Origin of the sequence: Changpingibacter yushuensis, from assembly GCF_014041995.1 — a bacterium.
GTDB lineage: Bacteria > Actinomycetota > Actinomycetes > Actinomycetales > Actinomycetaceae > Changpingibacter > Changpingibacter yushuensis.
The window spans coordinates 443645-470485 of sequence record NZ_CP059492.1 but is presented as its reverse complement, the minus strand read 5'-3'; the positions used below and the strand labels follow the sequence as shown (position 1 = coordinate 470485).

Annotated in this window: 25 protein-coding genes and 1 tRNA gene; 13 read left to right on the top strand and 13 right to left on the bottom strand. The window is 57.5% G+C overall.

Translation table 11 applies throughout. From position 1 onward, the window contains the following. Positions 1 to 116 precede the first annotated feature (116 nt). From xseA to H2O17_RS01975, 3 genes are read left to right on the top strand one after another with little or no spacing between them, the layout of a single operon-like run. Positions 117 to 1376 (top strand): exodeoxyribonuclease VII large subunit, encoded by a 1260-nt coding sequence (gene xseA / locus H2O17_RS01985; protein ID WP_182050100.1) that lies wholly within the window; start codon positions 117 to 119, stop codon positions 1374 to 1376. Then, positions 1369 to 1665, top strand: coding sequence for an exodeoxyribonuclease VII small subunit (locus tag H2O17_RS01980; protein WP_182050099.1), 297 nt, complete (start codon positions 1369 to 1371; stop codon positions 1663 to 1665). Before xseA ends, H2O17_RS01980 begins: the two co-directional genes overlap by 8 nt. After that, complete coding sequence (locus H2O17_RS01975; RefSeq protein WP_182050098.1) at positions 1662 to 2657, top strand: PfkB family carbohydrate kinase; 996 nt, start codon at positions 1662 to 1664, stop codon at positions 2655 to 2657. Before H2O17_RS01980 ends, H2O17_RS01975 begins: the two co-directional genes overlap by 4 nt. A 22-nt stretch (positions 2658 to 2679) precedes the next feature. Here H2O17_RS01975 and H2O17_RS01970 read toward each other — a convergent pair whose 3' ends face one another. Continuing rightward, positions 2680 to 3441, bottom strand: a complete 762-nt coding sequence (locus H2O17_RS01970; RefSeq protein WP_182050097.1) for an isoprenyl transferase — start codon at positions 3439 to 3441, stop codon at positions 2680 to 2682. Between the two features lie 223 nt (positions 3442 to 3664). Here H2O17_RS01970 and trhA point away from each other — a divergent pair, with 223 nt between their 5' ends. The 4 genes from trhA to H2O17_RS01950 all read left to right on the top strand — a co-directional run bounded on the left by trhA (position 3665) and on the right by H2O17_RS01950 (position 6495). Beyond that, positions 3665 to 4396, top strand: coding sequence for a PAQR family membrane homeostasis protein TrhA (gene trhA / locus H2O17_RS01965; protein ID WP_182050096.1), 732 nt, complete (start codon positions 3665 to 3667; stop codon positions 4394 to 4396). 174 nt (positions 4397 to 4570) lie between these two features. Next, positions 4571 to 5056, top strand: coding sequence for a transcription elongation factor GreA (gene greA / locus H2O17_RS01960; RefSeq protein ID WP_182050095.1), 486 nt, complete (start codon positions 4571 to 4573; stop codon positions 5054 to 5056). A gap of 162 nt (positions 5057 to 5218) precedes the next feature. Then, entirely contained in the window at positions 5219 to 5899 is a 681-nt protein-coding gene (gene msrA, locus H2O17_RS01955; protein WP_182050094.1) for a peptide-methionine (S)-S-oxide reductase MsrA, read from the top strand. Between the two features lie 110 nt (positions 5900 to 6009). Continuing rightward, positions 6010 to 6495: a ribose-5-phosphate isomerase gene (locus H2O17_RS01950; RefSeq protein ID WP_182050093.1), complete on the top strand. Its 486-nt coding sequence runs from the start codon at positions 6010 to 6012 to the stop codon at positions 6493 to 6495. 226 nt (positions 6496 to 6721) lie between these two features. On the opposite strand, the gene H2O17_RS01945 is transcribed toward H2O17_RS01950, so the two are convergent. Together H2O17_RS01945 and H2O17_RS01940 are read right to left on the bottom strand one after the other, a co-directional pair. Beyond that, positions 6722 to 7654: a DeoR/GlpR family DNA-binding transcription regulator gene (locus H2O17_RS01945; protein ID WP_182050092.1), complete on the bottom strand. Its 933-nt coding sequence runs from the start codon at positions 7652 to 7654 to the stop codon at positions 6722 to 6724. Between the two features lie 5 nt (positions 7655 to 7659). After that, on the bottom strand, positions 7660 to 10014 hold the full coding sequence (locus tag H2O17_RS01940; protein WP_182050091.1) for an ATP-binding cassette domain-containing protein: 2355 nt from the start codon (positions 10012 to 10014) through the stop codon (positions 7660 to 7662). A gap of 253 nt (positions 10015 to 10267) precedes the next feature. On the opposite strand from H2O17_RS01940, the gene H2O17_RS01935 reads away from it, so the two are divergent. Then, complete coding sequence (locus H2O17_RS01935; RefSeq protein ID WP_246311346.1) at positions 10268 to 10675, top strand: FKBP-type peptidyl-prolyl cis-trans isomerase; 408 nt, start codon at positions 10268 to 10270, stop codon at positions 10673 to 10675. Between the two features lie 216 nt (positions 10676 to 10891). Here the strand turns inward: H2O17_RS01935 and H2O17_RS01930 are convergent, their stop codons facing one another. Next, positions 10892 to 11761 (bottom strand): Bax inhibitor-1/YccA family protein, encoded by an 870-nt coding sequence (locus tag H2O17_RS01930; RefSeq protein ID WP_246311298.1) that lies wholly within the window; start codon positions 11759 to 11761, stop codon positions 10892 to 10894. A gap of 251 nt (positions 11762 to 12012) precedes the next feature. Here H2O17_RS01930 and H2O17_RS01925 point away from each other — a divergent pair, with 251 nt between their 5' ends. The 4 genes from H2O17_RS01925 (at position 12013) to H2O17_RS01910 (ending at position 15166) form a co-directional block, all read left to right on the top strand. Further along, the gene (locus tag H2O17_RS01925) at positions 12013 to 13074 is read left to right on the top strand and encodes an ABC transporter ATP-binding protein (protein ID WP_182050089.1); all 1062 of its coding nucleotides are present in this window, start codon (positions 12013 to 12015) and stop codon (positions 13072 to 13074) included. Continuing rightward, positions 13071 to 13892 carry an ABC transporter permease subunit gene (locus H2O17_RS01920; RefSeq protein WP_182050088.1) on the top strand — a complete coding sequence of 274 codons (822 nt, stop codon included), beginning with the start codon at positions 13071 to 13073 and terminating at the stop codon, positions 13890 to 13892. Before H2O17_RS01925 ends, H2O17_RS01920 begins: the two co-directional genes overlap by 4 nt. A 177-nt stretch (positions 13893 to 14069) precedes the next feature. Then, the gene (locus tag H2O17_RS01915; protein WP_182050087.1) at positions 14070 to 14264 is read left to right on the top strand and encodes a CsbD family protein; all 195 of its coding nucleotides are present in this window, start codon (positions 14070 to 14072) and stop codon (positions 14262 to 14264) included. Positions 14265 to 14623: 359 nt separating this feature from the next. Next, on the top strand, positions 14624 to 15166 hold the full coding sequence (locus tag H2O17_RS01910) for a flavodoxin domain-containing protein (protein ID WP_246311297.1): 543 nt from the start codon (positions 14624 to 14626) through the stop codon (positions 15164 to 15166). A gap of 89 nt (positions 15167 to 15255) precedes the next feature. Here the strand turns inward: H2O17_RS01910 and H2O17_RS01905 are convergent. Beyond that, positions 15256 to 15332 (bottom strand) — tRNA-Leu (locus H2O17_RS01905). 94 nt (positions 15333 to 15426) lie between these two features. Between H2O17_RS01905 and nhaA the strand changes: the two genes are divergently transcribed. Continuing rightward, a complete protein-coding gene (gene nhaA, locus H2O17_RS01900; RefSeq protein ID WP_182050086.1) occupies positions 15427 to 16737 on the top strand; it encodes a Na+/H+ antiporter NhaA in 1311 nt (436 codons plus the stop codon). A 178-nt stretch (positions 16738 to 16915) separates the two neighbouring features. Here nhaA and H2O17_RS01895 read toward each other — a convergent pair whose 3' ends face one another. From H2O17_RS01895 to H2O17_RS01860, 8 genes are all read right to left on the bottom strand, one after another. Then, a complete protein-coding gene (locus H2O17_RS01895) occupies positions 16916 to 17893 on the bottom strand; it encodes a Ppx/GppA phosphatase family protein (protein ID WP_182050085.1) in 978 nt (325 codons plus the stop codon). Positions 17894 to 17903: 10 nt separating this feature from the next. After that, on the bottom strand, positions 17904 to 18500 hold the full coding sequence (locus H2O17_RS01890; RefSeq protein ID WP_182050084.1) for a DUF501 domain-containing protein: 597 nt from the start codon (positions 18498 to 18500) through the stop codon (positions 17904 to 17906). Beyond that, on the bottom strand, positions 18493 to 19530 hold the full coding sequence (locus tag H2O17_RS11605; RefSeq protein ID WP_246311296.1) for an FtsB family cell division protein: 1038 nt from the start codon (positions 19528 to 19530) through the stop codon (positions 18493 to 18495). Before H2O17_RS11605 ends, H2O17_RS01890 begins: the two co-directional genes overlap by 8 nt. Positions 19531 to 19763: 233 nt before the next feature. Beyond that, positions 19764 to 21044, bottom strand: coding sequence for a phosphopyruvate hydratase (gene eno, locus H2O17_RS01880; RefSeq protein ID WP_182050083.1), 1281 nt, complete (start codon positions 21042 to 21044; stop codon positions 19764 to 19766). 241 nt (positions 21045 to 21285) lie between these two features. Then, positions 21286 to 21795 carry a hypothetical protein gene (locus H2O17_RS01875; RefSeq protein WP_182050082.1) on the bottom strand — a complete coding sequence of 170 codons (510 nt, stop codon included), beginning with the start codon at positions 21793 to 21795 and terminating at the stop codon, positions 21286 to 21288. Positions 21796 to 21861: 66 nt separating this feature from the next. Beyond that, complete coding sequence (mfd, locus tag H2O17_RS01870) at positions 21862 to 25425, bottom strand: transcription-repair coupling factor (RefSeq protein ID WP_182050081.1); 3564 nt, start codon at positions 25423 to 25425, stop codon at positions 21862 to 21864. Positions 25426 to 25438: 13 nt separating this feature from the next. After that, the gene (gene pth, locus H2O17_RS01865) at positions 25439 to 26026 is read right to left on the bottom strand and encodes an aminoacyl-tRNA hydrolase (protein WP_182050080.1); all 588 of its coding nucleotides are present in this window, start codon (positions 26024 to 26026) and stop codon (positions 25439 to 25441) included. Between the two features lie 118 nt (positions 26027 to 26144). Then, entirely contained in the window at positions 26145 to 26765 is a 621-nt protein-coding gene (locus H2O17_RS01860; RefSeq protein ID WP_182050079.1) for a 50S ribosomal protein L25/general stress protein Ctc, read from the bottom strand. Positions 26766 to 26841: the final 76 nt, after the last annotated feature.

Below are 26841 nucleotides of genomic sequence, written 5' to 3'. Positions count from 1 at the left end.
TTCTAACCCGCGTGGAGGGCCTCGGCGTCCATCTCCCAGTCATTCTGGGAAACCTTGCCGAAAGATGGGACACACGGCACAGATTCCCAACCAAAAATCATGTAACCATGGTTTGTATGTTTTCAAAAATACCCGTACCTGCTGAGCTACCTCAGCACGCGGCGCAGACAACACCGGAGCGGCCTTGGCCACTGCGGCTGCTCTCCGCGAAAATTCGGGAATACGTGGCGGCTATGTCCCGCCTATGGGTGGAAGGCGAGGTCATCACCCTCCAGCGCCGCCCGGGAGCGAAGGTCCAGTTCTTCACCTTACGCGATCTCGAGGCAAACACCTCTATCACCGTCAAGATCATGACGCACCTGCTTCCAGCCACTGTCGAATCCGGCAGCCGCGTCGTAGTCTGTGCCAAACCTGACTTCTACGAAGGTAACGGTTCGTTGTCTTTGTGGGCCGACGACGTCCGCACGGTCGGCTTGGGAGACATCCTCGCACGTATTGAACTTCTCAAGGTTCAACTGGCCGCCGAAGGCCTGTTCGAAATCTCCCGTAAGCGGCATCTACCATTCCTGCCGCGCACGATCGGACTCATCTGCGGCCGCAACACAAAGGCGAAGGAAGACGTGGTGGTCAATGCGACTCTGCGCTGGCCCGCAGCCACGTTCGACATCCGTGAGGTCCAAGTCCAAGGCGCTGGTGCCGTGGAAGCGATGATCGCCGCATTAGTTGAGCTGGATGAAGCTGCAGATGTGGACGTCATTGTTCTGGCACGCGGCGGCGGAAGCGTGGAAGATCTCCTTCCCTTCTCCGATGAGCGCCTCGTGCGGGCAGCGGCAGCAGCCACCACACCAATAGTTTCCGCAATCGGCCATGAAGGCGACTCCCCTATTCTTGACCTCGTGGCTGACCTGCGTGCGTCCACACCAACGGATGCCGCAAAACGTATCGTGCCGGATGTGGCTGAAGAGGCGGCTGGCATCGCCGAAGCCCTGCGCCGCGGCCGCAACTCCATTGACCTCCGCATCGCGCAGGCTGAAGCAGAGCTCAACGCTCTGACCAGCCGGCCCACAATCGCCAACCCATTCACAATGGTGGACGTGCGCGAACAGGATCTCGCATCCCTCACCTCGTGGTTGCGCTCCTACACGAACCGCAGCATTGACGCTGCGGCGTTCGACACTTCTGTGCTCGTAGGAAAGTTGCGTGCCTTGTCACCGCAATCCACACTTGAGCGCGGGTATTCTATTCTTCTTCGCGATGGCCACGTGGTTTCGCGATCCTCACAGGTGGAAGCCGGTACCCCCGTGCACGCCGTTCTTTCGGCAGGCCACCTCGAACTAACAGTCCGCGAAGTCTCACAAGGAGCCCGCAATGTCTGAAGCGACACCCACCAAGGGTGCGCCGTCCCAACTCGACGCACGAGTCGCTGACCTCTCGTATGAGGAAGCACGCGGCCGTCTGGTCGAAATCGTGACGCGCCTCGAACAAGGGGCAATCCCCCTCGAGGAATCGATTGAACTGTGGGAACTTGGTGAAGCGTTGGCTCGCAGATGTCAGGCCTGGCTCGACGGCGCACGCGAGCGCCTCGCTACCGCACAGAATCGCGAACCAGGTGGTCAAGCAGCGGCGGGAACCGCAGACCTTACAGAGGAGGGAGAAGAGTCATGAGCTGCCTAGTGATTGGCGAAGCTCTCGTAGATGAGATCGAAGGCCGCGACGGCATCATGCGGAGAATCCCCGGAGGTTCTATGCTGAACGTCGCAATTGGCCTGCGCCGCTTGAACCGGACGGTTCGATTGGTCACCGATATTGGTAATGACGACGACGGCGAGATGCTCGCGGAATACGCTGCTTCCAATGGTCTGGAGCTCTGGCTACGCCCGGATGCCGAGCGCAACAACCCCACATCGATCGCTCGTGCCACTGTGGCCGAAAGCGGGCAGGTCTCCTATGACGTGGACTTCACATGGGACATCCAATCGACGCCGGTCTCTGGTGCCTGCAAGCTAGATCTCGAAGTCTTGGCCCCCCACTCAGTTGCCATTGGTTCCTTTGCATGCCACTTTGAGCCAGGTGCTTCCAAGGTACGTTCATGGGTTGAGATGCTGCGAAGCACTGCCACGATCTTCTACGATCCCAATGTTCGCCCGAACGTGCTTGAGGACCTCGAGACCATCCGCGCGCAAGTTGAGGATTTCGTCAGGATTTCTGACATCGTCAAGGTCTCTTGGAAAGACATCACTGCGCTGTATGGTGCCGACGTCGACGTCGACGCGAAAGTGAAGGAGTGGCTGGCATCTGGCCCTGCCTTGGTCGTGCTAACTACGGGAGCTGACGGCGCCACGATGTACAGTGCCTCGGGCTACATCGTTGGTGTGGCAGCTCCACGGGTTGATGTAGTGGACACCGTGGGTGCTGGGGCGGCATTCTTCTCTGCGTTGATCGATGGCCTATCACGGGTCTCACTTGACGGTGCGGAAGCCCGCGAGAACCTGCGGACGATTTCTCTGACCAATCTCCAGACTTTGGGTGCTTACGCGGCTACTGCCGCCACGATTACAGTTTCCCGAAGTGGCGCAAACCCGCCCAGTCGTGACGAACTCATCGACCGCAATGAGTACTACCAGGCAAGTGGCATCAACGCTTTGGTGCATAGTTGATGTGATTGCAGGGGTTGGGGTGTCAGCGTCCCAGCCTACGGTCCCGTTGGGTATAATCGCGCAGAGCGCGCAGAAAGTCAGTGCGCCGAAAATCCGGCCAGTACGCCTCGCAGAAATAGAGTTCGGTGTGTACGGATTGCCACAGCATGAAGCCTGACATTCGCTGTTCGCCACTTGTGCGTATGACTAGGTCAGGATCAGGTTGCCCCTTGGTATAGAGGTGCGACGTGATGTCATCTGTAGAAATCGATTGTGCAACACTTTCGATGCTGCGCCCGGCAGCAGCCTCTTCATGGAGGAGTCCGCGTACAGCGTCGGCAATTTCCTGACGCCCGCCGTATCCTACGGCGATGTTGACTTCCATTCCCGAAACACCAGCAGTGCGGGCTTCTGCCTTCCGCAAGCGCTCGGCCGACTCCTGTGGGAGCATTCCCAAGTTGCCGACCATTCGGAGTGACCACTTGCCTGTTTCGGCTAGCGACTCAACGGTATCGGCGATGATGGAAACCAGTTCCGTCAGCTCGGACTCGTCGCGCTTGAGATTGTCGGTGGAAAGCAGCCACAAGGTGACAATCTCCGTTCCCACTTCCTCGCACCAATCGAGAAACTCCGCAATCTTGAGTGCGCCGCGCCGGTGCCCATAGGCGGCCGACTGGCCAACCTCGCGAGCCCAACGCCGATTGCCGTCAAGCATGACTGCGATGTGGCGAGGCAAGTGCTCAAGCTCTAGGTTTCGGCGAAGCCGCCGCTCGTAAAGCGTGTACAGAAAGGCCGGTGCCTGCACGTCACTCCTTCCCTCCGAGTATCTGCACTGAGCTTAATACGACAAGCTGCACGTCTTGCGCCAAATGCCACGGCCGGGCTGAACAGCCCTGTTCTCTGCTAAGTCATCAGACTAGAATGTTGATGTTTGGCGCCTCCGCCACTGTCTGAAACCTGCGTTTCGGGACTCCCGTCATGGGTGAGATTGCCGCCAAATCGATAAGTCAGGGTTCTCAGGAGGGCACATGCCAGCATCGGTAAATGAAAACGATGTCTCTGCACCAGTGCGCGCGAATCCCAGTTCCCACACGTCCCGCATCAAAGAGCGAAAGGCACGCTTGGATCAGCTACCCAAGCCCAAGGCCCGCGGCTGGATTCATGCCATCACCGCACCCTTGGCACTTGCGAACTCGATCGTGCTCATCGTTTTGGCACAGACGCCCGGTGTCCGTGCCGCCTGCGTAGTGTTTGGGCTTTCGGCAGTGTTCCTCTTTGGGAACTCCGCTGTTTATCACCTCGGCAAGTGGTCAGTGAGGGTCCACTCAATTCTGCGACGGATTGACCACTCCAACATTTTCCTCCTCATTGCGGGAACCTACACTCCTCTATCTGTCGCCTTATTGCCGGCAAAAACCGCCGCGCTGGTGCTGTGTATTGTGTGGGCGGGCGCGATCGCTGGCATCCTCCTCTCCGTATTCAGGCCTGAAGCGCCGCGTTGGCTCTACACCCCGCTATATGTGGCCCTCGGCTGGGTTGCGGTTTGGTTCCTGCCAGACTTCTGGAGTGCTGGCAGTCCGGCTGTGGTGTGGCTGCTCATGTGTGGTGGTATTGCCTACACAGTTGGGGCGCTCTGCTATGGGTTGCGTTGGCCGAACCCTTGGCCCAAGATGTGGGGATTCCACGAGTTCTTTCACACGGGCACTCTGTTGGGATACGCGTGCCACGCAGTGGCCGTATGGATCGCAGTTATGGCGTAGGAGTCTTTCACCATTCATATGAGTCATCACCCCATATGAGTTGCGAAAAACCTTGACGCTGGTATGGTGAAGACCAGTTACAAAGGCATGCCTGCATACCGCGGGCATGTGTTTTTTTATCCTCTGACAACGCGACGGCGCATGACGTCGTCGAACATGACCGAAGGAGCAAGAATGGCTGACGAAAAGAAGGGAACATGGCTTTCCCCTGCCAGCTACGAGCGTTTGAGTGCCGAGCTTCGCGAGATGACCACCACTAGGCGAGCCGAGATCGCACAGAAGATCGAAGCCGCGCGTTCCGAAGGCGACTTGCGCGAAAACGGTGGTTACCAAGCGGCTCGCGAAGAACAGTCCAAGATGGAAGGGCGAATCATTGAGCTCACCCATCTTCTTGAGAACGCCCACGTGTCAGAGCCTGAGGCATCAGATGTCATCGTACCTGGAACGGTAGTAACGGCTTCGATCGCTGGGGAGGAAGAACGTTTCCTCATCGGCTCACGCGAGGCTGCTGACATGGTAAAGGTGGAGGTCTACCCAGAGAACGCACCCTTGGGCAAGGCAATCCTTGGCCTCAAGGCAGGCGATAAGACCTCGTTTAAGGCACGCAACGGCCGCGATATTCAGGTCGAAATCATTAAACTCGAGCCTTTCGAAGGCTAACTGTGCTCGCGTGCCAACTGGCCCGCACACAACCTGTTGGAATCCTTGGAAACTCTGGGGAATCAACTGACCTCCCGCTGTTCACTCATCGCGGGAGGTCTTTCATTTGGGGTGGCTGCGCCGCCACAATGTAGATGCATACCAACACAATTGGGAGGAAAAATGTTCGTCTGGGAACAATCGGCCAAGACCACAATGGTGGCCCCGGAGGATGCGCTAGCTGGGCGCCGCGAACTTGTCCTGCCTAACCCGCAGCCGCACACCGTTCTGGGAACAGACATTCTGGCAGAGCCAGAAGAGGACCAAGAGATCATCTACCTCGCCTCGGGATGTTTCTGGGGTGCCGAGAAGCTGGCGTGGGAGCTTGGCGCAGACTCAACTGCCGTGGGTTACATGGGCGGGTACACACCCAATCCAACCTATGAAGAGGTATGCACCGCCAAGACGGGTCACGCTGAAACCGTGCGCGTGCTTTTCACACCCGAGAAGCTCCCGTTGGAACAGTTGCTTCAGGCTTTCTTCGAGTCCCATGACCCCACGAGCTTGAATCGGCAAGGTGGCGACATCGGCACGCAGTACCGTTCAGCCATCTTCCCCACTACCCAGGCTCAAGAGGACTTGGCCCGCAAGATGATCGCCGGCTACCAAGAGGTGCTTTCACAACATGGCAAGGGTGAGATTGTCACCGAGGTTGTGCCAACGCTTTCAGCTGGTCCATTCTTCCCTGCCGAGGACTATCACCAGCAATACCTCGATAAAAACCCTGATGGTTATCAGTGCCATTCCCGCACGGGAGTGGCGTGCCCGCTCCCAGGAAGCGGACCGTTGGCGCAAGAGAAGTAGGGATCTCCACGCAACCACCCCACTAGTCACACGATCGCTGTTATTATTTTCATTGTTGATGTGAATAGTGGGGCGATCGCGTTCCACATCATCCATGAGATGGAGGAATCGTGGGGTTCAGAATCGTGGTCGGAGCCGATGAGGCGGGCGTGGATTACAAGGAAGCCATCAAGGCTGATCTGTTGAGCGATCCGCGCGTGGACGAAGTAATCGACGTCGGCATTACCCCCGGAGAATCAATCGCCTACCCACACAAGGCCGTTGCGGCCGCCCGTACAGTTGCCGAAGGCAAGGCTGACCGTGGCATTTTGGTCTGTGGAACCGGGATGGGAATGGCAATCTCTGCCAACAAAGTCCCCGGCATCCGCGTATGCACCGCTCATGACAGCTTTTCAGTGGAACGCCTCGTGCTTTCCAACGATGCTCAGGTGCTCTGTTTGGGTCAGCGCGTGATTGGGCGTGAACTCGCACGCCGCCTAGCCAAGGAGTTCCTTGACTACACATTTGATCCGAGTTCTCACTCTCAAGCGAATGTGGAACTCATTGAGAAGTACGAAACAGACACAGAAGGCGAAGCGGCCACATCAAGCTGCTGATCGCCGCTGACAGCTGTGCGGGTAGCTGCTGACAGCTGTGCGGGTGGCCGCACAGCTGCCAATAGCTCCTCATGCCCATAACAACCAAGGTGCCCGGCCGCTCCTGAGGAGCATTCCCGACCATCTTTGGAAACTATCGTATAAACACCGTGTGGGAGGTTCGTGAACGCCTAAGTTCACGCACCTCCCACACGTGCTCCCATCACTCGTTGGGACGGCACTCGCCTCACGCCTGCTGCTTGGACGTGTTGCTCGCTGCAGGTCCAGCCACAGTAAGGTTCACTCCCGCCTCCCTCAGCTCGTCGATCTTCTTCTGAGGCGTCGCGTCGTCGACCACTACGTGAGTAAACTCCGTCAAGTCTGCGAACTCGAACAACGCCTGACGGGTGAACTTAGAGTGGTCCAAAAGCATCACTGATACAGTCGCGGAATCCAGCATCGCTCTCTTGACCTCGGCCGTCTCCGCATAGGGGTGGAAACACTGCAATCCGAGCACCGCGGATGCCGACATCACACAAAAGTCCGCGTGCATCGATCGAATGTTGTGCACTGAGGTAGGCCCCAACAAGGCTCGCGCCCATGGCTGATATTCACCGCCAGTAATGATCAGTTTGTCCGGCAACGAACCGGTCACCTCGTTGGCCACTTGGAGCGAGTTGGTGACGATCGTGATGGAAGAAAGATCCTCCAGCGCCCGGAGCAGCCAGATGCCCGACGTCGAATCGTCCATCATGACCGAACTGCCGGGCCGGATTAGCCTGGCCGCGCTCGCCGCAACAGTCTGTTTGTTCAGTGCCGCCTGCTCGAGGCGGAACTCCGCATCAACCTCATGTAACCCACTGGCCACCGCGACCACTTGCCCTCGATGGCGTTGGAGTATCCCCCGCTCCTCAAGAGCAGCGATATCACGGTAGATCGTCATGCTCGAAACTCCGTTGAGTTCCGCTAGTTGATCAATGCTCATTGAACCTGTGCGAATGACCATCTCCGCAATTGCCAGTTGCCGACCGCGTGGCCCATCTAGGCTGCCAAACTCTCCATCGCCACGTGGTTCCACCACAGAAGGCCCTCCAACTACGTGTTTCACGTTATCGTCCGGGTGGCCAGCCTGATCTCGCACATTCAGGGCATGGCTCCGGCCACCATCACTGATCCCCATGCTGTTTATTGAATATATCGCGCTAAGTACCTAGCAGTGAGGCCATCGCCTCTCACAAGATCCCGAGGCGTACCCGAGAAGATGACTTTGCCACCATCGTGACCAGCCCCTGGGCCCATATCGATTACCCAATCCGCGTGGGCAATCACAGCCAGATGGTGTTCAAGAACAATCAAGGACTTCCCCGCGTCGACCATCGAATCAAGCAGAGAAAGCAGTTGACGAACGTCAGCCAGGTGCAGACCCACAGTGGGCTCATCCAGAACAATTATGCCGCCCTTCTGCCCGAGATGGCTGGCAAGCTTGATGCGCTGGCGCTCACCACCCGAAAGCGTCGTGAGCGGTTGCCCCAAGCTAAGGTATCCCAGGCCAACGTCCACCAAATGGCCAAGTATCGTCTTGGCCGGTGGAACTTTTGACTCCGGACGTCCAAAGAAATCGTGCGCTTCGCCAACGGGCATCTCAAGCACTTCCGAAATGTTGCGTCCACCAAGTGTGTATTCGAGCACGCTGGCGTCGAACCTTCTTCCCTCGCATACTTCGCACGTGGTGGTAACGCCACTCATCACCCCCAGAGGCGTGTAGATCGTTCCAGTACCTTTGCACTCTGGGCAGGCGCCTTCCGAGTTAGATGAGAAGAGCGCCGGTTTTACCCCATTTTCCTTTGCAAAAGCCTTTCGAACTGGTTCAAGCAGCCCCGTGTAGGTTGCCGCGTTAGACCTGTTCGACCCTTTGATGGGAGTCTGATCCACCGCCACGATTCCTTCTTCGGCCGCGCGGCGTGGAGAAATAGAACCGTGGATGAGTGAGCTCTTTCCAGACCCGGCGACTCCTGTAATGACGGTCAGGAGTCCAAGAGGCACGTCGACGTCGACGTTCTTTAGGTTGTTGGTTGTGGCGCCTCGGATTTCCAGAGCGCCCTTGGGTGACCGTACGTCATTCTTGAGAGCAACCTTGTCCTCCAGGTGGCGCCCTGTGAGGGTATCCGAGTGGCGCAGTTCCTCAACTGTGCCTTCGAAGCAGATTTCGCCACCAGCTCGCCCTGCGCCCGGGCCCAGATCAACCACATGGTCCGCGATTGCAATGGTCTCTGGCTTGTGTTCTACAACCAGCACAGTATTGCCCTTGTCGCGCAACTTGAGAAGCAGCTTGTTCATTCGATCGATGTCGTGGGGATGCAGGCCAATTGTTGGCTCATCAAACACGTAAGTCACGTCTGTGAGAGCCGAACCTAGATGGCGAATCATCTTTGCCCGCTGGGCTTCACCACCTGAGAGCGTCGCGGCGGGCCGATTGAGTGACAGGTAACCTAGACCGATCTCAACAAAGTCGGTCAACGTGTCAGTCAGAGCGTTCAGCAGTGGTGCCACTGAAGGCTCATTCACCTGTGCAACCCACTTCGCAAGATCGCTTACCTGCATCGCCGTCACATCAGCGATGGAGACGCCATCAATCTTTGACGATCGCGCACCTTCGGAAAGGCGAGAACCACCGCACTCCGGGCAGATGCTGAACGTTACCGCCCGGTCGGCGAACTTGCGGACGTGAACTTGCATCGCCTCGGGATCCTTCGCAAGAAGCGACTTCTGGATCCGAGGAATGATGCCCTCATAGGTCATGTTGATTCCGGCGATCTCGCGACGCTCGGGCTCGTGATAGAGGAGATTGTGCAGTTCTCGCTTCGAGTAATCCTTGATGGGCTTATTGATGTCGAAGAATCCAGATTCCGCATACAGCCGGTAGTTCCAGCCACCCTTTTTATAGCCAGGTGCTCGGAACGGGTCTTGTGCAAGTGAGAGTTCGGATTCATACAACTCATTCACATCGATGTCCTTGATTCTGCCGAGGCCATCGCAACGTGGGCACATTCCACCTGTGCGGGAAAACGACCGTTTGACTGCCACGGATTGGCCGGCCTTCTCAACTGTCAGCGCCCCCGATCCAGAGGCGGAAGCAACGTTGAAGGAAAACGCCTGCGGAGGGCCGTAGTACGGCTGGCCAAGGCGGGAGAAGAGGATTCGAAGTGAGGCATACACATCCGTGGCCGTGCCGACGGTTGATCGTGGGTTATCACCCAAACGTTCCTGATCAACGATGATTGCGGTTGTCAGGCCCTCCAATGCCTCAACATCGGGCCTATCCAGATGAGGCATCAAGCTCTGCAAGAAGGCACTGTACGTCTCATTGATCATCCGCTGTGATTCTGCAGCGATCGTGTCAAAGACCAGCGAACTCTTTCCAGAACCAGAGACGCCTGTAAACACGGTCAACCTACGCTTGGGAATCGCAAGGGAGATGCCCTTGAGATTGTTTTCCCTAGCGTTGTGTACACGGATCTCATCATGATTGTCAGGTTGCATGAGTCTTCCCCGTCTCGAGTTGGTCAGGCTACTGTACCCGCCATATCCCGGCAAGTGGTACCCCTCCGCGAACGTGCATTCTGGTTGGTAGCAGCCTTAGATCTAGGCCCTAGGTACCCACTTACCAAGCTCACATGATGAGTTTTGGTCATTCTCACAAATCCCCACCGTCACACAGGCTAACATCGGGCCTACTGGCATAGACTGCCCCAAAAATCGCGCTTTAAACTGGGTTGAAACGACCAGAGAGGACATCATGGACGTCACACTCCCAACCGTCACCGGGGACTTCGGAGAGAATCCAGAGCTCACCTTCCCCGATGCTCCTGCCCCTCGTGGATTGCACGTGGCCGTGCTCGAAAGTGGCACTGGTCCCACAATCCAAGCAGGACGAGAAATTGAAGTGAACTACCACGGGCAGATCTGGGACGGCGACGTCTTTGATTCGTCCTTCAGACGCGGTGAACCAACTTCGTTCCCGATCGGGGTGGGCATGGTCATCCAAGGATGGGATCAGGGAATTGTTGGCAAGAGCGTCGGTTCGCGCCTTCTCATCTCGATTCCACCTGAGAAGGGATACGGAGTGGGCGGAAATCCGCGCGCTGGTATCAAGGGCACAGATACGCTCGTGTTCGTCGTCGACCTCCTTGGCGTGAAGTAAACAGCTGAGTGACCAACAACGGCACCTTCCTCATGTGGTGCGACAGCTTAATAGATGAAGGGCGGGCAGCCTCAGCTGCCCGCCCTTCATCTATTCAACGTGCTTCTCAAGCACCCAAAGCTCTCACGCGCCTCTACGTTTTTGCTACGAGAACACCTCATCAAAAGCGTTGGTGCTGTCTAATCCTTCGCTATCTTGGTGATCGTTCTATCTTCGTTACCGCTGAGAAGCGATAATGGAAACCAAACGCAACATCTCAATGTAGATCCACAGAATCGTCATGACGATGCCAAAGGCGCAGGTCCATGCGAACTCGCTCGGAGCACCCTTCGCCACAGCGGTTTTTACCAGTTCGAGATCACCAATGAGCATGTATCCACCCACCGCGATCATGACCAAGCCCAGCACAATGCCTATAGATCCGCTGTAGAGACCCCAGCCAGAGGCGAGGCCGGTCATGAGAAGAATGATGTTGATGAAGCCGTAAATGATGGCTGCAATCATCACGGTCAGAACTACACGGCGCCCCTTGGGGGTGGTGCGAACCTTTCCACTGACGTGCAGACCCGCAGCTACAGCCACCACAACGACGGTGCCTAGTACGGCCTGCGATGCAACGCCTGGGTACATCAAGTTGAGGACGTAGGTAAGCCCGCCCAAGCAGATACCTTCAAGGACTGCGTATCCAATGGCAAAACCGGGCTTCACAACTCGCTGGAAGGAAGCCACCATTCCCAACACGAAAGCTCCGATCGAAGCCACCACTGCGACTGGCAAGATGTAGTCGAGTGGCACCAAGATCGCAGTCGCGATACCGCTGACGATGGCCGCCGCGAGCAGAATGAAAGTCTTCACCATGGCGTCGTCGTACGTCATGGTTGTGGTGGTCTGAGGCTGGAACGGGGAAGCGTACTGCTGGAACTGCTGCTGTGCCTCAGGCTGTGCTTGGCTGAACTGGTCGTAACCCGTCTGGCCTTGGAACGAACCGGCCTGCGGAACTCCTTGACCCGTAGTTGGGTAGGCGTTGGGCGTTGCTGCCTGCGCGTTGAAATAGGGATTGCGGCTCATGACAGGATTGTTTGCCACGGTACCTCCTAAGAAGATGGCGGTGTTGGATACATCGTAAGAAACACGTCAAGTCTACGGGAACACTTACGCTTCCGTAAGGTTGCCTCAGCTCAAAGCCCAATTCCTCCCAGGATACTTCCGGGTTGCTCTCCCCATTCTTGCCCAAACGTGTGGAGGATTCGGCGACGTCACACACCTCTTCGGGTAATGTGTGGCCCGGTACCAATAGGGAGAATCGACCGATTCAGAGTCCCCATGAAAGGACACCCATGATCACCGTCGAACATCTGACGAAGAAGTACGGCTCGACCACAGCCGTCAATGACCTGAGTTTCACCGTAGCTCCCGGCAGAGTAACCGGGTTCCTTGGTCCGAATGGTTCAGGCAAGTCCACCACCATGCGGTGCATTGTTGGGCTCGACAACCCAACCGCCGGGCGCACCTCCATTGGAGGGGTTCAATACTCCGAACTCAAGTCGCCTGTCACCACCGTTGGCGCGCTCTTGGATGGCAAGGCTTTCCATCCGGGCCGCACTGCTCGTCAACAGCTTCAGATCGTCGCGGATACCCATGGCATTCCGAAGAAGAGGGTCGACGACGTTCTGGAGCTCACTGGTATTTCTCACGTCGCTAACAAGCGCCTAAAGGGATTCTCGCTCGGCATGGGCCAGCGCTTGGGAATCGCCATCGCTCTGCTTGGTGATCCACAGGTCTTCCTCTTTGACGAGCCCGTAAATGGTCTGGATCCCGACGGCGTGCGCTGGATTCGCACACTTATGCGCGATCTGGCAGCTCAGGGCCGCACCGTTCTGGTCTCCTCACATCTCATGAGCGAGATGGCAGTGACTGCCGATGACCTCGTGGTGATCGGGCGCGGTTCACTCATTGCTCACGGTCCAATCACCAACTTCACTGAGAGCGCTGCTCACACCATCATCAATGTGGCCAGTCCCGATAGCCAGGCTTTGGCAGCCATGCTAGACAGGGCCGGGATCGCCTACCAGTATCTCCAGCCAAGCGAACGCTCCCCACAGGGAGCATTCTCAATCCGAGGCGGCCAACGAAGCTCGATCGGGCATTTGGCATATACGAACAACGTTGAGCTTCACGAACTCTCAGAGTCTCATTCCAGCTTGGAGGACGTGTTCATGGAACTCACGCAGTCCTCTGTAGAGTTCGGTTCGGGTGCACCCACACCTGGCATGCCCGTAGGCTATCCAACTAGCGCCAGCGCACCAGTCTTCGATGGCCAAGCTCCGATTTACGGCCAATCTCCCTACCCTGACCAAGGGCAGGCGTGGAACGCAGCACAGGAAGGTGAGACCAAATGACTACACCCATGGCGAATCGCGATTTTGTACTAGATGCGCGGATCTATCACTCCTCGTTCTTCCGTTCACTGCGCTCAGAAATCCGCAAACTGACCTGCCTGCGTTCCTTCTGGATCAACCACATCATCATGATCGTTGGCTATACGCTCATAATGTGGGCCGTTGGAGCCACTAGTCGCTCTGCTTTGGACGCTTACGCTGGAGATTACTCACTTCCCATCTCGGAGGCGGTGACGGCGGGAATCTCCTTCATCATCATCTTCCCGATCGTGCAAGGCGTCCTCGCAGTCACAAACGAGTATGCATCGAACACGATGCGTACTACCACGCTCTCCGACCCGCGCCGTGGGCGCGCTTTCTCCGCGAAGATGTTGGCCGTCGGGATCTTGTCTGGGATCTCCGTAGGGATCATGACTGTTCTGTCTACCCTCGTATTCATGGTCACCTCCGGCATTTCTTGGAATGCGGACAGTAACGATCTACGCCCTCTGGTCGTCTTCTGGCTAGTTCTCACGCTCGCGGCGGTCATGTCGGCTGGTCTGGGGTACGCCATTCGAAGCACGGCGGGTTCGATCATGCTGGCGCTCGTTGGGCTCTATCTGTCCACAATGGTTGCGATCATCAATCTCGATTGGATACAGGACACCCTGATCCACTACATGCCACTTAACGTGATCAGCACTGCCACAAGCTCCGGATCATTCGTCATGGCCGATGGGTCAGGCATTTCGTGGTCCACAGCGACAATCGCATGGGTGCTGTACACGGTCGTAATCGGTGCGCTCGGATTCATCCGCTACTCTCGATCCGACGTCTGAAAAGAGTGAGCGTTAGCGCGCTACCATCCACCTCCGTGTCTACACCCATACGAATCCAGATTCACAAACACAACGTTTTCCTCTCTGGGGGGAACCTCTCTGTACTGGTAGTGCACTGCCGTGACAGTATGTGACCTACCCAACACTTCGGGTTTCATCTCAACGAAGGAGGCCACCATGGCAGAAGATTCGACTTTCGACAAGATTGCTGGCAAAGCCAAGGAAACCACAGGCAAAGTGACCAACGATAAGGACCTGGAGGCTGAAGGCAAGCTGCAGCATTCAGAAGGCAAGGCCAAGGAGTTTGTTGAGAATGCGAAATCCGGCCTGAAGGCTGCAGCTGAGAAGCTTAAGGACACCTTCGATAAGTAGTTTCTTTACTGCTCAGCAGAACTAGTCAGAGCGGCAGGACCGGTGGATGGGAATCGATGTCCCATCCACCGGTCCTGCTTCTCCGCAAGCTCCGCAGAACCTCACACAGCATCATGGAGAGGCCACTGGCTGCTTGAAGCTAGGCTTTTGCATAACACATGTGCGATGGAGGTCCAGAAAACCAGTAGTATAGGCATGTATTACGCCGAATACGACTCTCTGGGATAGCGACACGTGTCATTCAATGGCTAAGCCGTGCCCGCTACTGGGCCGCGCTTACGTAGTGCGCGGTGGAACTCACTGGGGAGCCACGGCAGAAACCAATGATTGTTGAGGACACTGTGGCGCAAACACTAGTTATGTACAACTCCGTGACCGGATTCTCCCAGACCTACGCCACGTGGATCGCCGAGGAACTTCAAGCTCAGCTCCTCCCATTCGACGAACTCGACTCAGTCAATCTTGCTGACTACGACGTTGTGATCTATGGCGCCGGCGTACGCATGTCAAAGATCCGGGGCTTTCACACGTTTCGCAAGAAGCTCGCTACCACCGACGGCGCCCCTGCAGAAAACGTCATCGTGTGGGCCAACGGTGGCACGCCGCAGCATCCAGATCGAGACTGGAAGGCGGCCGCAGGAACATTCACACGTCGTGAGCTGGCACGCGGAGCCTACAAGTACTTCTACTTTGAGGGCGGAATCCGTTACGAGGGTCTGAACAAGCCTGAATACCTGCTCCTGAAGACATTTGCGAAGCGTGTTCAGAAGTACCGTGATCGCGGTGAATGGGCCGCCCAGGTTGCGGACGGAATCGTGGAGGGGTACGACCACACGTCTCGAGAAGCGATTAGACCTCTGGTCGAATACGCACGGCAGTTGCAAACAGCAACCAAAGCCTAATTCTGGGAGCCAACGATCGTGCCATATACCCTCGGAACAGACTGGTTGGGGGTGCGGTGCTAACAGCCCCGACTTTTCGTTGATACTACTGGTCCCCCCAGCGGGATTCGAACCCGCACTGGGCCGATTTTAAGTCGGCTGCCTCTGCCAGTTGGGCTATGGGGGGCGGCGGACGCCTACGGATGAGAAGGCCACCAAGATCCTATTGTAGGGTATTGAGGTACCCACCTCGGCTATCGTATCAATCCCAAGGGGAAAACATGGCATTCAAAGCCGGACCCATCGCTCGGTATCAGAACGCACTCAGGAGTGAGTCCTTTTCTGGCGTCGTCTTGCTTCTTGCTGCGCTAGTTTCCCTGATTTGGTCAAACTCGCCGGTTCGTGATGCGTTCTTCGCGATGTCCGAGTACGTGATCGGACCCGCTGCACTGCACTTGGCTCTTCCCGTTTCCGGTTGGGCATCCGACGGTCTCTTGGTTATCTTCTTCTTTGTTGTGGGTCTCGAACTGAAGCAGGAGTTCACCACAGGATCATTACGTGATCCGCGACAAGCTGCAGTTCCTATCATCGCAGCAGTTTGCGGCATGGTCGGACCCATCGCCGTGTACATGGCGGTCCAACTGATCTCCGGGTCCGGACAGTACGGAGGATGGGCAGTACCTGTTGCAACCGATATTGCGTTCGCACTCGCCGTACTCAGTATCTTTGGTAAGGGACTTCCGCCAGCTGCCCGCACATTCCTCATGACGTTGGCGGTGGCTGATGATCTAGGTGGAATCATCGTCATCGGAGTGTTCTTCTCTAATGGCATTAACTTCCTATATCTCGCGGCTTCTATCACCATCGTCGCGATATTCGGCGTGCTGGTTTCACGGCGGATTACCGCTTGGTGGTTGCTTTGGCCGCTAGGTATCCTCGCGTGGTACTTCATGCATACTGCCGGAATTCACGCCACCATCGCTGGCGTTCTTCTGGGTATGGTGGTTCCTGCTACGCAGCGCAAGAATGAGAGCGTATCTCTCACCCATCGGTTCTCCGACGCATTCTCATTCTGGTCCGCCGGAGTGGTTCTTCCAATCTTCGCATTCTTCGCTGCCGGAGTTAACATCGTAGATTCGGGCGGTTTCGGGAGTATGCTCTCGGACCCCGTTGCCATCGGAATCTACCTAGGACTCCCATTGGGCAAGTGCATCGGGATCTTCGGTGGAGTGTGGGTCATGGTGAAGGTATTCCGGCTGAAGCTCGGCCATGGCATTGACCTTGCGGATATCTTCCCAATATCGTTTGTGGCCGGCATAGGCTTCACCGTCTCACTCTTAATTGCTTATCTCTCCTTTGATGCCACCGATCCTCACGAAGCACATGCCCGGGTTGCTGTCATTGTCGGATCCCTATTGGCCGTTGTACTGGGTGCTATCGCGCTGCGGGTCAGGCTCGCGCAGCGCGTGCGTGGGAGCGGCGCTCAGCCCAAATCCCTACGTTCTTCCCGGGAAGCGTCTGACAACGCAGTGGAGTCCCGGCGTATGCGCCGGTTATGGCGAAAGCCACAACGAAAGCCGGACCACGAGTAGATCTAGCTGTTGGTATGGGGCCACATACGGTTGGTTCCGACGACGTCGACCGATCGTTCCGGATCGTTTCACTGCGAGTCGTTCCGGATCATTTCAGTGCGAATCGTTCCGGATCGTCGGTAGGCACCCATCTGCATCTAGCGGCCGAAACACGGCACCGGCGCCGCACAGTAAGTCTCTAGGCCCAATCTGGCCGCTGTGGTTCGCGCGCCGCCCACAAAGCCATTCCATCCAAGATGTCATGCTCCGACGTGACTACTCCGCTCAGTTCCCGGCCGGCTTCAGCCATCCGGGCAGAAACTCGCCTGACTACTTCCTCCCACACCAACGCACCGGCTGGCATGACGTCTACGCGGCCCGGATGCATGAACCCGAGCGCTTCGCGTTCCGGGCGGCTCGAATGGATGAACCACTCGCACGCCTCAACCACTTCATCCACACTCAGCGTGCTTCCATGAATCCGCTCAGGATCATAAGCCGCAAGCCCTAGGGCCTTCGCGGTCAAGGTTGTAACAGTGCCTGCCAAGCCAACGAGCCCTTCGGCGGACCTCAGATCCACCCGTTCCTCCGCAAGGTCGAGCATTGCCCGCACGTCCGCGCGAGCAGCCGCGATCTCTTCACTTGTTGCGGGGTCAGAGTGCATGTGCCGTTCATACATCCGTACACAGCCCACGTCCATCGAGAAATCGGAGACCACACCGCCTCCCAACTCGCCTAAGACGACCTCAGTGGAGCCTCCACCTAGATCGACTGCGATCACTCGCTTCGGCACGTCAGAGGACAAAACTGATGAGGCTCCCTCAAAACTGGTGCGGGCTTCGTCGTCGCCGGAAAGAATCTGCACAGGCACACCGAGCCGTTGCCGAATACCGTCCAAGAAGACGTCCTTGTTGCGGGCATCGCGGGCCGCGGAAGTGGCGGCGAATCGGATGGACTCCACCCCATTCTCACGGCACAGCGCGGCGTATTCCTCCGTTTTGGCAAAGGTCCGCTCCAGCGCATCCTGCGCGAACTCACCTGTCCGATCAACTCCCCGACCAAGGCGCACAACGTTCATGTCACGCACCACATCGGTCAACGGTTCATCGGCCCCCGGCACATCCGCAATCAGCAGACGGATGGAGTTGGTTCCACAATCGATTCCAGCTACTCTCACGGGATCAACTTTAGGCTTGGTCGCAATGGCAGACCGAATCGTCCCACCCGATCATCGAAAGTGCGATATCGCCGATTGGACATACGCCCGGCCCTGCGCTCAGTGAATAACCCACCATGGCGTGCAGGCACTTGACGCGGCTAGGCATCCCACCAGCGGAAACGTGGGCGATCTCTTCTACGTCACCCAAGATCCGGCGGCGCGCCACGTAGCTCTCATGCGCCGCGGCATGAGCAGCAGCGAGATCCGGCTGCTCAGACAGCCGATCGTTGAGCTCTGCCATGACACCGTCTGCCTCCAAGCGCGAGGCTTCGCGGACAAGGTAGGGCAGACTGAGATAGAAGACCGTTGGGAACGGCGAACCATCGGGCAAGCGAGGAAGAGTGACCGTGACGGCGGGCTTGCCGCACGCACACCGCGCTCCCACACCTACCAGCCCGCGCGGCACGCGCCCGAGTTGCTCCTCAATGACTGCAACGTCATGCCCTGCCACAGGCGTGGCATTCGCAGCAACCTGCGTGAGCAGCTCGGCTGTGACCTCATCTGGACTCAGCACGGGCCGGGTAGCTCCGTGATTCGCATTCGATTCTGAGTTCAGATCAGCCATTGGATTCCTCGATAGTTGGGGTTGACGTTGTTGTGCTCGGATCAGTTGCCGGTTCTGAAGCCGACGGCGCCGTGGTGGTGGTGCCATCCGGCGTGAGTACAGGTGCATTGCTCGAGTTATCCTGCTCATCACCTGATTGCCCGGCAACAGTGATCGAGTCCCACATGGTGACGAACCAGGGAGTGGCCGCACGCCGATCCCGGTTGACTTCCGCAACACGGGATTCGAGTTGTTCCTGAGCCGTGCCCTCCCCCGAGTCACTCACCACGTACAGAGTCTCACCGGGCATGACGTAACCAAGTCGTTCGCGGGCTTGCGCCTTGACGAAATCTTCGTCGTTCCACAGGCTCAGTTCGCGCTCCAGTTCCGTCACAGTATCCTGCGCCTGGGTGAGATCCGCCCGAGCCTGAGCAACCTCTTGTTGACGATCGAGGTAGCGTACGAACGTAGGTGCCACGATAATCACGGCCATCAGAGCGAAAAGGCCGACCACGAGTAGCCGCAACGAGAACTGGCGTCCACCGTTCCTGCCATGGATGAAGATGGAGCGCTTTGTGCCCATCCTCTGCGGGCGTTCACGTTTGTCTGGATCCGGCTGAGCGGGCCGCCGCGACGGCGCCACATTCGCGCTGGTTCGGTTGGCAGAACGTGAGCCTGCGGGGTGAGAAGTCTTTGACCGTGGGGATGAGGGACGGGAAGCACCTGCGCGAGGTGTTGACGGGCGGCCCGAATCCGTGCGCTTGGACGCTGGACGGCCGGACACGCGAGGAGCCGAACCACTTGGGGAGGAAGATGTGCGATCAGCCGTGTGCTCACGTTGCTGAGCTTGCGGCCGGTCAGCGGCACGTTGACGGTGCGGCGCCGCGGATTTCTCCGAAGCCGGAGACTGTTGCGAACCTTGCCGGTTCTCCCCTGACGTTTTGCCTCCCTGCTTGCTTGCCACCTTCGCAGGGCGCGCCTGATCGCGCCCACGTGGGTGTTCGGAACCCGACGAATGCGATCCAGGAGTTTGAGGGCGGCGGACGGTCATATGAAGGATTCTAGTTGCTTCGTCTGAAAGGACGGGTCAGCGACTGGCCGCGGCCCAGTACATCCACCTCGTGGCTCCTCACACCATCAGCGCGCAACTCCCCCAGCTCATGATGTGCCTCTCCGCGAGCTCATGATGTGCCTCCTCCCAAGCTCGTAGCGCGCCTTTACCTACTGACGACGAATGCCGGCCCTGACGGGCCGGCATTCGTCCAGATTACTCAATAAGAGCTATCAGGCCTTGAAACGTGGGAAAGCGGAACGACCTGCGTACAGGGCGTCGTCGCTCAGTTCATCCTCAATGCGCAAGAGCTGGTTGTACTTGTTGATGCGCTCGCCACGGGCAGGTGCACCGGTCTTGATCTGGCCGGAGTTGGTAGCAACTGCGAGGTCTGCAATCGTGGTGTCTTCGGTTTCACCAGAGCGGTGCGAAGTCATCGACTTGAAGCCTGCGCGGTGTGCGTTCTCCACTGCCTCGAGGGTCTCAGTCAGGGTGCCGATCTGGTTCACCTTCACCAGAAGCGCGTTAGCTGCGCCAAGATCGATGCCCTTCTGGAGACGGGATGGGTTGGTCACGAACAGATCGTCACCGACCAGCTGGACCTTGTCACCAATCTCAGAGGTCAGACGAACCCAAGCGTCCCACTCATCTTCTGAAAGCGGATCCTCAATGGATACGATCGGGTAATCAGCGATCAGCTTCTCGTAGTAGGCCACCATGAAATCGGTGTCCTTTGCTTCGCCTTCGAACTGGTAGGCGCCATCCTTGAAGAACTCAGAAGATGCAACGTCCATAGCCAAAGCAACGTCCGAGCCAGCCTTGAGGCCAGCCTTCTCAATTGCCTCAATGATCAGGTCGAGTGCAGCAGCGTTGGACGGAAGATCAGGAGCGAACCCACCTTCGTCGCCAAGACCGGTGTTCAGGCCGCGGCCCTTGAGCACTGCCTTGAGGGAGTGGTAAACCTCTGCACCCCAGCGCAGCGACTCCTTGAAAGTTGGAGCGCCAATTGGAGCAATCATGAACTCCTGAATATCAACGTTGGAATCAGCGTGCGATCCACCGTTGAGGATGTTCATCATCGGAACGGGCAGAACGTGTGCGTTCGGACCGCCGAGGTAATGGTAGAGAGGAAGACCTGCAGATTCTGCTGCAGCCTTCGCAACTGCGAGGGAAACACCAAGAATGGCATTGGCGCCAATCTTGCCCTTGTTATTGGTACCGTCAAGGTCAATCAGGGTCTGATCAAGGTAGCGCTGATCTTCAGCAGACATACCAATGATCTCCGGCTCGATGATCTCAGTTACGGCCTCAACCGCATCCTGAACACCCTTGCCGAGGTAGCGGCCCTTATCGCCATCGCGACGCTCAACTGCTTCGAATGCACCTGTCGATGCACCAGATGGAACACCGGCGCGTGCGAACGTGCCGTCGTCGAGCAGAACCTCGACCTCAACGGTCGGGTTGCCACGAGAATCGAGAATTTCGCGGGAAGCAACAGCCTCAATGCTGGCCACAGGTACTCCTTTTGTTGATCCTTTGGCCTAAGTTGGCCATACCTGCACGGGCAAAACACCCGCCAAGAACTATTGTCGCCTAAAACACGTCATCGCGTTAGCCCAGAAGCTTCCTTTGAACATCATTTCGCCAAGAGCAACGTGACCAATGCAATCGTTGAGGGACCTTCGGCACTCGCTAAATCCACGCATTCGCCAATGGAGTTTGCGTTCGGCAAACAGACCCCAACGTGGTCAGGTCCTAGTTGGTTGCGTCCGACGTGGGCGCAGAACGGTCATCGGTGGAAAGGAAGGCCGGCAAACCGGTGTCGCTAGTCAGATCGCCGTAACGCGGGTTCAGTTCGATGTCCGGGCTTGTGAGTGCTTGATTGGCTTCGTCGTAGAAATCCGAGTTGTCAGTCGCCAACTGCATGATGACGCAGTAATCCTTGAGAAGCGAAGAAGAAGCCTCGTTGGCCTCAACACCCACAGTGGTGGAGCAATTAGCGATTGCTGCGGACTTGTAGTCATCAGTGACCACATCCGAATAACCCGCCAGAATCGGCTTGGCACCGGCAACGGTCACGCCGATATTCAGGGCGTTCAGCCGCGACCCGCCAGCACCTGCGATCTCTGAAGCCAGATCGTTGACCTCTTGCTCTGAGATCGTGGTGCCATTGACAATCACTGCGGCCCCGGACTGCGACGTACAGCCAGCCAGCAGACCCATAGCTAACAATGCCGCTCCTGCGACTGCAAGCTTTTTCGTCATGCTTCCTCTATTCCTGATGAGAAGTTCGTCCGCCCTTGAGCATAGATCACAACCCTGCTAATACTACTAATTCTGCCCAATACTTGCGATAAAGACCGCTTCCATCACAGCTTCCACCCAGTCAACGAGCTTCTCGTTCTCAACATTGAGTGCTTCACCCATTCGGCGAGTGTTGTTGGGCAATGGCACCATGATGACTCGAATGGCAGGCTTGGCCATCGCGCCTGGGAACAACCGTTTGAGGCGCGCTTGGCGTGAGTCGGTCAGCTGAACCGGTGCAAACCGGATGTTGCGACCGGCTTGCGTGACTTCCTCAATTCCTGCCCGTCGGCAGGTCTCCCGCAGGTGCGAGATCTTGAAGAGCCGCTCCGCTTCCATCGGTATTGGTCCATATCGGTCAAGAAGCTCATCCCGCACCGATGCCCGTTCGTCCTCATTCTGGCAGGCCGCGATCTTCGCGTAGATCTCGAGCCTGAGACGCTCAGAAGGAACATAGGATTCCGGAAGGAACGCGTCAATGGGCAACTCGATGCGCACGTCCGCAGGCTCCTCCTCAGTGTGAGACGATCCCGGCCGCAGCTTCGCCACGGCCTCAGAGACCATCCGCACGTAAAGGTCAAAGCCAACCCCCGCAATCTGACCCGACTGCTCGCCGCCCAGCATGTTGCCGGCTCCACGGATCTCCAAATCCTTCATCGCGACTTGGATTCCGGCTCCCAGATCAGTGTTGGCAGCAATCGTGCGCAAACGCTCAAGTGCCGTCTCCGTCATGGTGCGATCCGGCTGGTAGAGGAAGTAGGCATAGGCCCTTTCCCGGCCGCGTCCTACGCGTCCACGAAGCTGGTGCAGTTGGGAGAGTCCAAACTTATCCGCGTCCTCCACGATCAGAGTGTTCGCGTTGGAGATGTCTAGGCCTGTTTCGACGATCGTGGTACATACCAGCACATCAACTTCTTTATCCCAGAACTGTTGAATGACCCCTTCAAGCTGATGTTCGCCCATCTTTCCATGGGCAACCCCTATGCGAGCTTCCGGCACCAGCTCATGAAGGTGAGCCGATACCTTTGACATGTCATTCACACGGTTGTGAACATAAAATACTTGGCCATCACGCAGCAGTTCGCGGCGAATCGCAGCAATAATCTGTTTGTCTTCGCGGGCTCCCACATATGTGAGAACGGGATGGCGCTCCTCGGGTGGAGTGGCCAAGGTGGACATTTCCCGTACACCTGTCACGGCCATTTCTAGTGTGCGCGGAATGGGTGTGGCGGACATAGAGAGCACATCAATGGTTGGGTACATCTGCTTGAGCGTTTCCTTGTGTTCCACGCCAAACCGCTGTTCTTCGTCGATGATGACAAGCCCCAGATTCTTGAAACGCACACTCCCGGTCAAGAGTCGATGGGTTCCGATCACAACATCGATTGTGCCATCGGTCAGTCCTGCGAGGACTTCCTGCGACTCTTTCTCTGACTGGAAACGGCTCAGAGCAGCCAAACGCACGGGAAAACCAGAGTATCGTTCCGTGAAGGTCTCTAGGTGTTGCTGGACCAACAGTGTGGTGGGAACCAGCACGGCAACCTGCTTACCGTCTTGCGCTGCTTTGAACGCGGCGCGCACTGCGATCTCTGTCTTGCCGTATCCGACGTCGCCGGAGATCAGACGATCCATCGGGATAGGCTTTTCCATATCAGCCTTGACTTCATCAATGGTATGAAGCTGATCTGGAGTCTCGACGTACGCGAAAGCGTCCTCTAGCTCGCGCTGCCACGGAGTATCCGGGGAGAATGCGAAGCCCTTGGACGCCTGACGCTGCGCATAGAGCCGCACCAGTTCGGACGCGATCTGTTTGGTTGCCGCGCGCGCCTTGTTCTTGGTCTTCTCCCAATCCGAACCGCCCATTTTGTTGAGGGGGGGCGCTTCGCCGCCGGAATACTTGGAGATCTGGTCCAAAGAGTCGGTCGGGATCCACAACTGATCGGGCGGAGCGTTGCGTTTTGTTGATGCGTATTCGACCACAACGTACTCGCGTTGTGTCTCCTTGTTTGCACCTATAGAACGCTTCGCCATCTTGACGAACCGGCCCACGCCGTGGCGATCATGAACAATGTAGTCACCCGGCTTCAAGGCGAGTGGATCAACGGTGGCTTTGCGCCGAGCTGGCATCTTGCGCATGTCCCGGGTTGATGAACCACCGCGCCCCATGATGTCGGCCGCCGCGAACACGGCGAAACGGTACTCTTCCATCACAAAACCAGAGGCAATTGGCGCAGCGGTGACGTAGCACAGACCGGGATCTAACTGCCGTGGAAGGTCTTCTACGTAGGTGGCGGGAACTCCGGCCTCCTCGAGTTGCTCGCGCATGCGGCGGCCCAAGCCTGGCCCTTCCACCGCTAGAACCACGCGCCACGCGTTTGATGCATGGTGGCCAATCGCGGCGATGCCCTCATCAACTTTGCCGAGGAACCTGAGCGGCTCACGGGCGTGAACCGCGGAGGCGAAATCTGATGTCTCATCATCCCGGGCAAAGCCACCAAGAGTCCACCATGCACCACGTGAGGCCAGAACCTCTTTGCGCGTATCGGGAAGAGTGGCGAAGGATGCGGCGTCGACGTCGATCGGTACCTGTGCGCCAGCTGCGGCGGAGGACCACGCGGCGGCTAGAAACTCCTCGGTGGTTGCTATGAGGGATTCGGCGCGCTGGGTGACGCGTTCAGGCTCCACCACACACACGCGAGAGCCGCGTGGGAAGGTGGAACTTACGGAGACCATCTTCTCAACGAGGGCCGGTGCCAATGATTCCATGCCCTCTGGCGCAATACCTTGGCTGATGGAGGCGAGCATATCCACCGCGCCCGGCAGAGTAGCGATGAGCGCATCTGCACGCTTGCGCACCTGCGGTGTTAGGCGAATTTCGCGGCAGGGAGTGGCGTAAACTTCATCAACACTCTCAAGTGAACGCTGATCAGCAATGGCAAACGTGCGAATCTCATCCACTTCGTCGCCAAAGAGCTCAACCCGGCGCGGGTGCGCGTCCGTCGGTGCAAAGATGTCAATGATTCCGCCACGAACGGCAAACTCACCGCGGCGCTCAATCATGTCCACGCGTGAATAGGCGGCATCGACCAGATCGTTCTCAAGCTGCTCAAGGTTGACGCGGTCGCCCACCCGCACGCGAACCGGTTTCAGTTCGCCAAGGTCCGCCGTGATGGGCTGGAGAAGTGCGCGAACCGGCATCACCAAGACGGCCAGCGGGGCAAACTCCTCAGGATGTGCGAGGCGCCGCAGAACAAGGAGGCGCTGGGCTACCGTGTCTGATCGTGGCGAAAGGCGTTCATGAGGCAGAGTCTCCCATGACGGAAAGATGTCCACTGACCCTTGGGGCAAGTAGGCCCGCAGCGCTCCGGCCAGTTCCTCAGCTCCGCGGCCGGTGGCGGTCACGGCCACATGAAGTGGGCCGGTTTTTGCGTGATCCGTGGGCCTCGCGTCATCGCCTGAGACGAAGTACGCGAGAGCGGGCGGAATGACTCCGCGCGGCATAGCGATGTCACGGCGGTCGCCACCATCTGCCATCGCCTCAGCCAGCGCTTTGTCATTGGCAACATAGGTAAGAATGGGACGCAGGTCCATCTGTTCCTTCGAGTTAGTTCGAGGTATGAAGCTTGAGTTGGGCAGCTTGCAGACCATGCAACAGCACGTCTTCAACCGCGTCAGCAGCTTGCCCAATGAGCAGTTGAAGCTCCGAGCGATCCGAGGCCGGGAAAGGCTTAAGTACGTAGTCGGCAGGGTCTTGCCTGCCAGGTGGGCGGCCAATCCCGAATCGAAGCCGGATGTAATCCTTGGATCCGAGGGACTGGCTAATGGACTTCAAGCCATTGTGGCCGCCTTCCCCTCCTCCTCGCTTGAGGCGGAGGGTTCCGAAAGGCAGATCCAGATCATCATGAATGACGATCAGCTGTTCTGTAGGTACATCGAAATACGCCATGAGCGCCTTGACCGGGCCACCGGAGGTGTTCATGTAGGAGTCACTGGTTGCGAATATGACCTGCTCACCGGGCTGGCCCGGAGCCACACCGATTCTTGTGGACATCGCATGGGTCTTGGAGGAGCGGTGTGCGCTGAGCGTGGAGCCTACCCGGGACGCGAACTCATCGATCACCATGTGCCCGATATTGTGCTTGGTGTTCGCATACTGTGCGCCCGGATTTCCGAGGCCGACGACGACGTGCATGAGCAAGTGGCGCTGCAGGCGCCTCCCCTTTCGGTCAAAACCTATGTTTCAGTGAAGATGGGTGTGGCGTCCTCAAAAAGGACGCCACACCCACTATGAAGTTTGCGAAACCGCTAGATCACACAGCGGCTGCTTCGGAAGCTGCAGATGCGGCTGATGCGGCTGCTGCGTCAGCGGCCTCCAGAGCGAGGTCAACCTCAGGAGCGGCGATAACTACAACGATGGTTGACGGATCCTGCTCGGAAACCACGTCTTCAGGGAAGTCAATGTCACCAATCGTGACGTGAGCGCCCTCTTCGCGGCCGGTGACGTCAATAACGATGGACTCCGGAATATCGATCGCGGGAGCCTTGAGCAGAAGGTGCATCATCTCAATGGTGTGAATGGTGCCGCTGGCGGATTCGCCAGTAACTTCGACTGGGACCTCGACGTCGACCTTCTCATCGCGGCTGACGCGCAGGAGATCAACGTGCTCAATGCTGCGTGAGAGTGGGTTGCGCTGAATGGCCTTGACCAGTGCCAACACGGTCTCACCCTCGAGGTCAACGCTGAGTAGCGCGTTGGAAACGCCCTTGGTGGCCAAGAAGATATCGTGGCCATCGAAAGAAAGGTGAATTGGATCAGCGTTGTGGCCGTATGCAACGGCCGGGATGCGGCCGTCACGGCGAAGTTGGCGCGATGCGCCCTTGCCGAAGTCGGAGCGGACAAGCGCCGAGATCGCGGTGTTCTTGTGTGCCATGTGGGTATTCCTTTTCTGTCAGGCGCTGAGCCGTTTGGCCGGGCGACGTTGGCCTCTATGACCGCAGGTATGGATA

Excerpts from the sequence above, each read along its gene's own strand:
- H2O17_RS01860 (WP_182050079.1), bottom strand. The coding sequence starts at position 26,765 with ATGGCACACAAGAACACCGCGATCTCGGCGCTTGTCCGCTCCGACTTC.
- H2O17_RS01945 (WP_182050092.1), bottom strand. The coding sequence starts at position 7,654 with ATGGGGATCAGTGATGGTGGCCGGAGCCATGCCCTGAATGTGCGAGAT.
- pth (WP_182050080.1), bottom strand. The coding sequence starts at position 26,026 with ATGCACGTCGTCGTCGGCCTCGGAAATCCGGGCGCACAGTATGCGAAC.
- H2O17_RS01920 (WP_182050088.1), top strand. The coding sequence starts at position 13,071 with ATGACTACACCCATGGCGAATCGCGATTTTGTACTAGATGCGCGGATC.
- H2O17_RS01980 (WP_182050099.1), top strand. The coding sequence starts at position 1,369 with ATGTCTGAAGCGACACCCACCAAGGGTGCGCCGTCCCAACTCGACGCA.
- greA (WP_182050095.1), top strand. The coding sequence starts at position 4,571 with ATGGCTGACGAAAAGAAGGGAACATGGCTTTCCCCTGCCAGCTACGAG.
- nhaA (WP_182050086.1), top strand. The coding sequence starts at position 15,427 with ATGGCATTCAAAGCCGGACCCATCGCTCGGTATCAGAACGCACTCAGG.
- H2O17_RS01910 (WP_246311297.1), top strand. The coding sequence starts at position 14,624 with ATGTACAACTCCGTGACCGGATTCTCCCAGACCTACGCCACGTGGATC.
- H2O17_RS01875 (WP_182050082.1), bottom strand. The coding sequence starts at position 21,795 with ATGACGAAAAAGCTTGCAGTCGCAGGAGCGGCATTGTTAGCTATGGGT.
- H2O17_RS01915 (WP_182050087.1), top strand. The coding sequence starts at position 14,070 with ATGGCAGAAGATTCGACTTTCGACAAGATTGCTGGCAAAGCCAAGGAA.
- H2O17_RS11605 (WP_246311296.1), bottom strand. The coding sequence starts at position 19,530 with ATGACCGTCCGCCGCCCTCAAACTCCTGGATCGCATTCGTCGGGTTCC.
- msrA (WP_182050094.1), top strand. The coding sequence starts at position 5,219 with ATGTTCGTCTGGGAACAATCGGCCAAGACCACAATGGTGGCCCCGGAG.
- H2O17_RS01975 (WP_182050098.1), top strand. The coding sequence starts at position 1,662 with ATGAGCTGCCTAGTGATTGGCGAAGCTCTCGTAGATGAGATCGAAGGC.
- H2O17_RS01890 (WP_182050084.1), bottom strand. The coding sequence starts at position 18,500 with ATGGCTGATCTGAACTCAGAATCGAATGCGAATCACGGAGCTACCCGG.
- mfd (WP_182050081.1), bottom strand. The coding sequence starts at position 25,425 with ATGGACCTGCGTCCCATTCTTACCTATGTTGCCAATGACAAAGCGCTG.
- H2O17_RS01940 (WP_182050091.1), bottom strand. The coding sequence starts at position 10,014 with ATGCAACCTGACAATCATGATGAGATCCGTGTACACAACGCTAGGGAA.
- H2O17_RS01925 (WP_182050089.1), top strand. The coding sequence starts at position 12,013 with ATGATCACCGTCGAACATCTGACGAAGAAGTACGGCTCGACCACAGCC.
- xseA (WP_182050100.1), top strand. The coding sequence starts at position 117 with ATGTTTTCAAAAATACCCGTACCTGCTGAGCTACCTCAGCACGCGGCG.
- trhA (WP_182050096.1), top strand. The coding sequence starts at position 3,665 with ATGCCAGCATCGGTAAATGAAAACGATGTCTCTGCACCAGTGCGCGCG.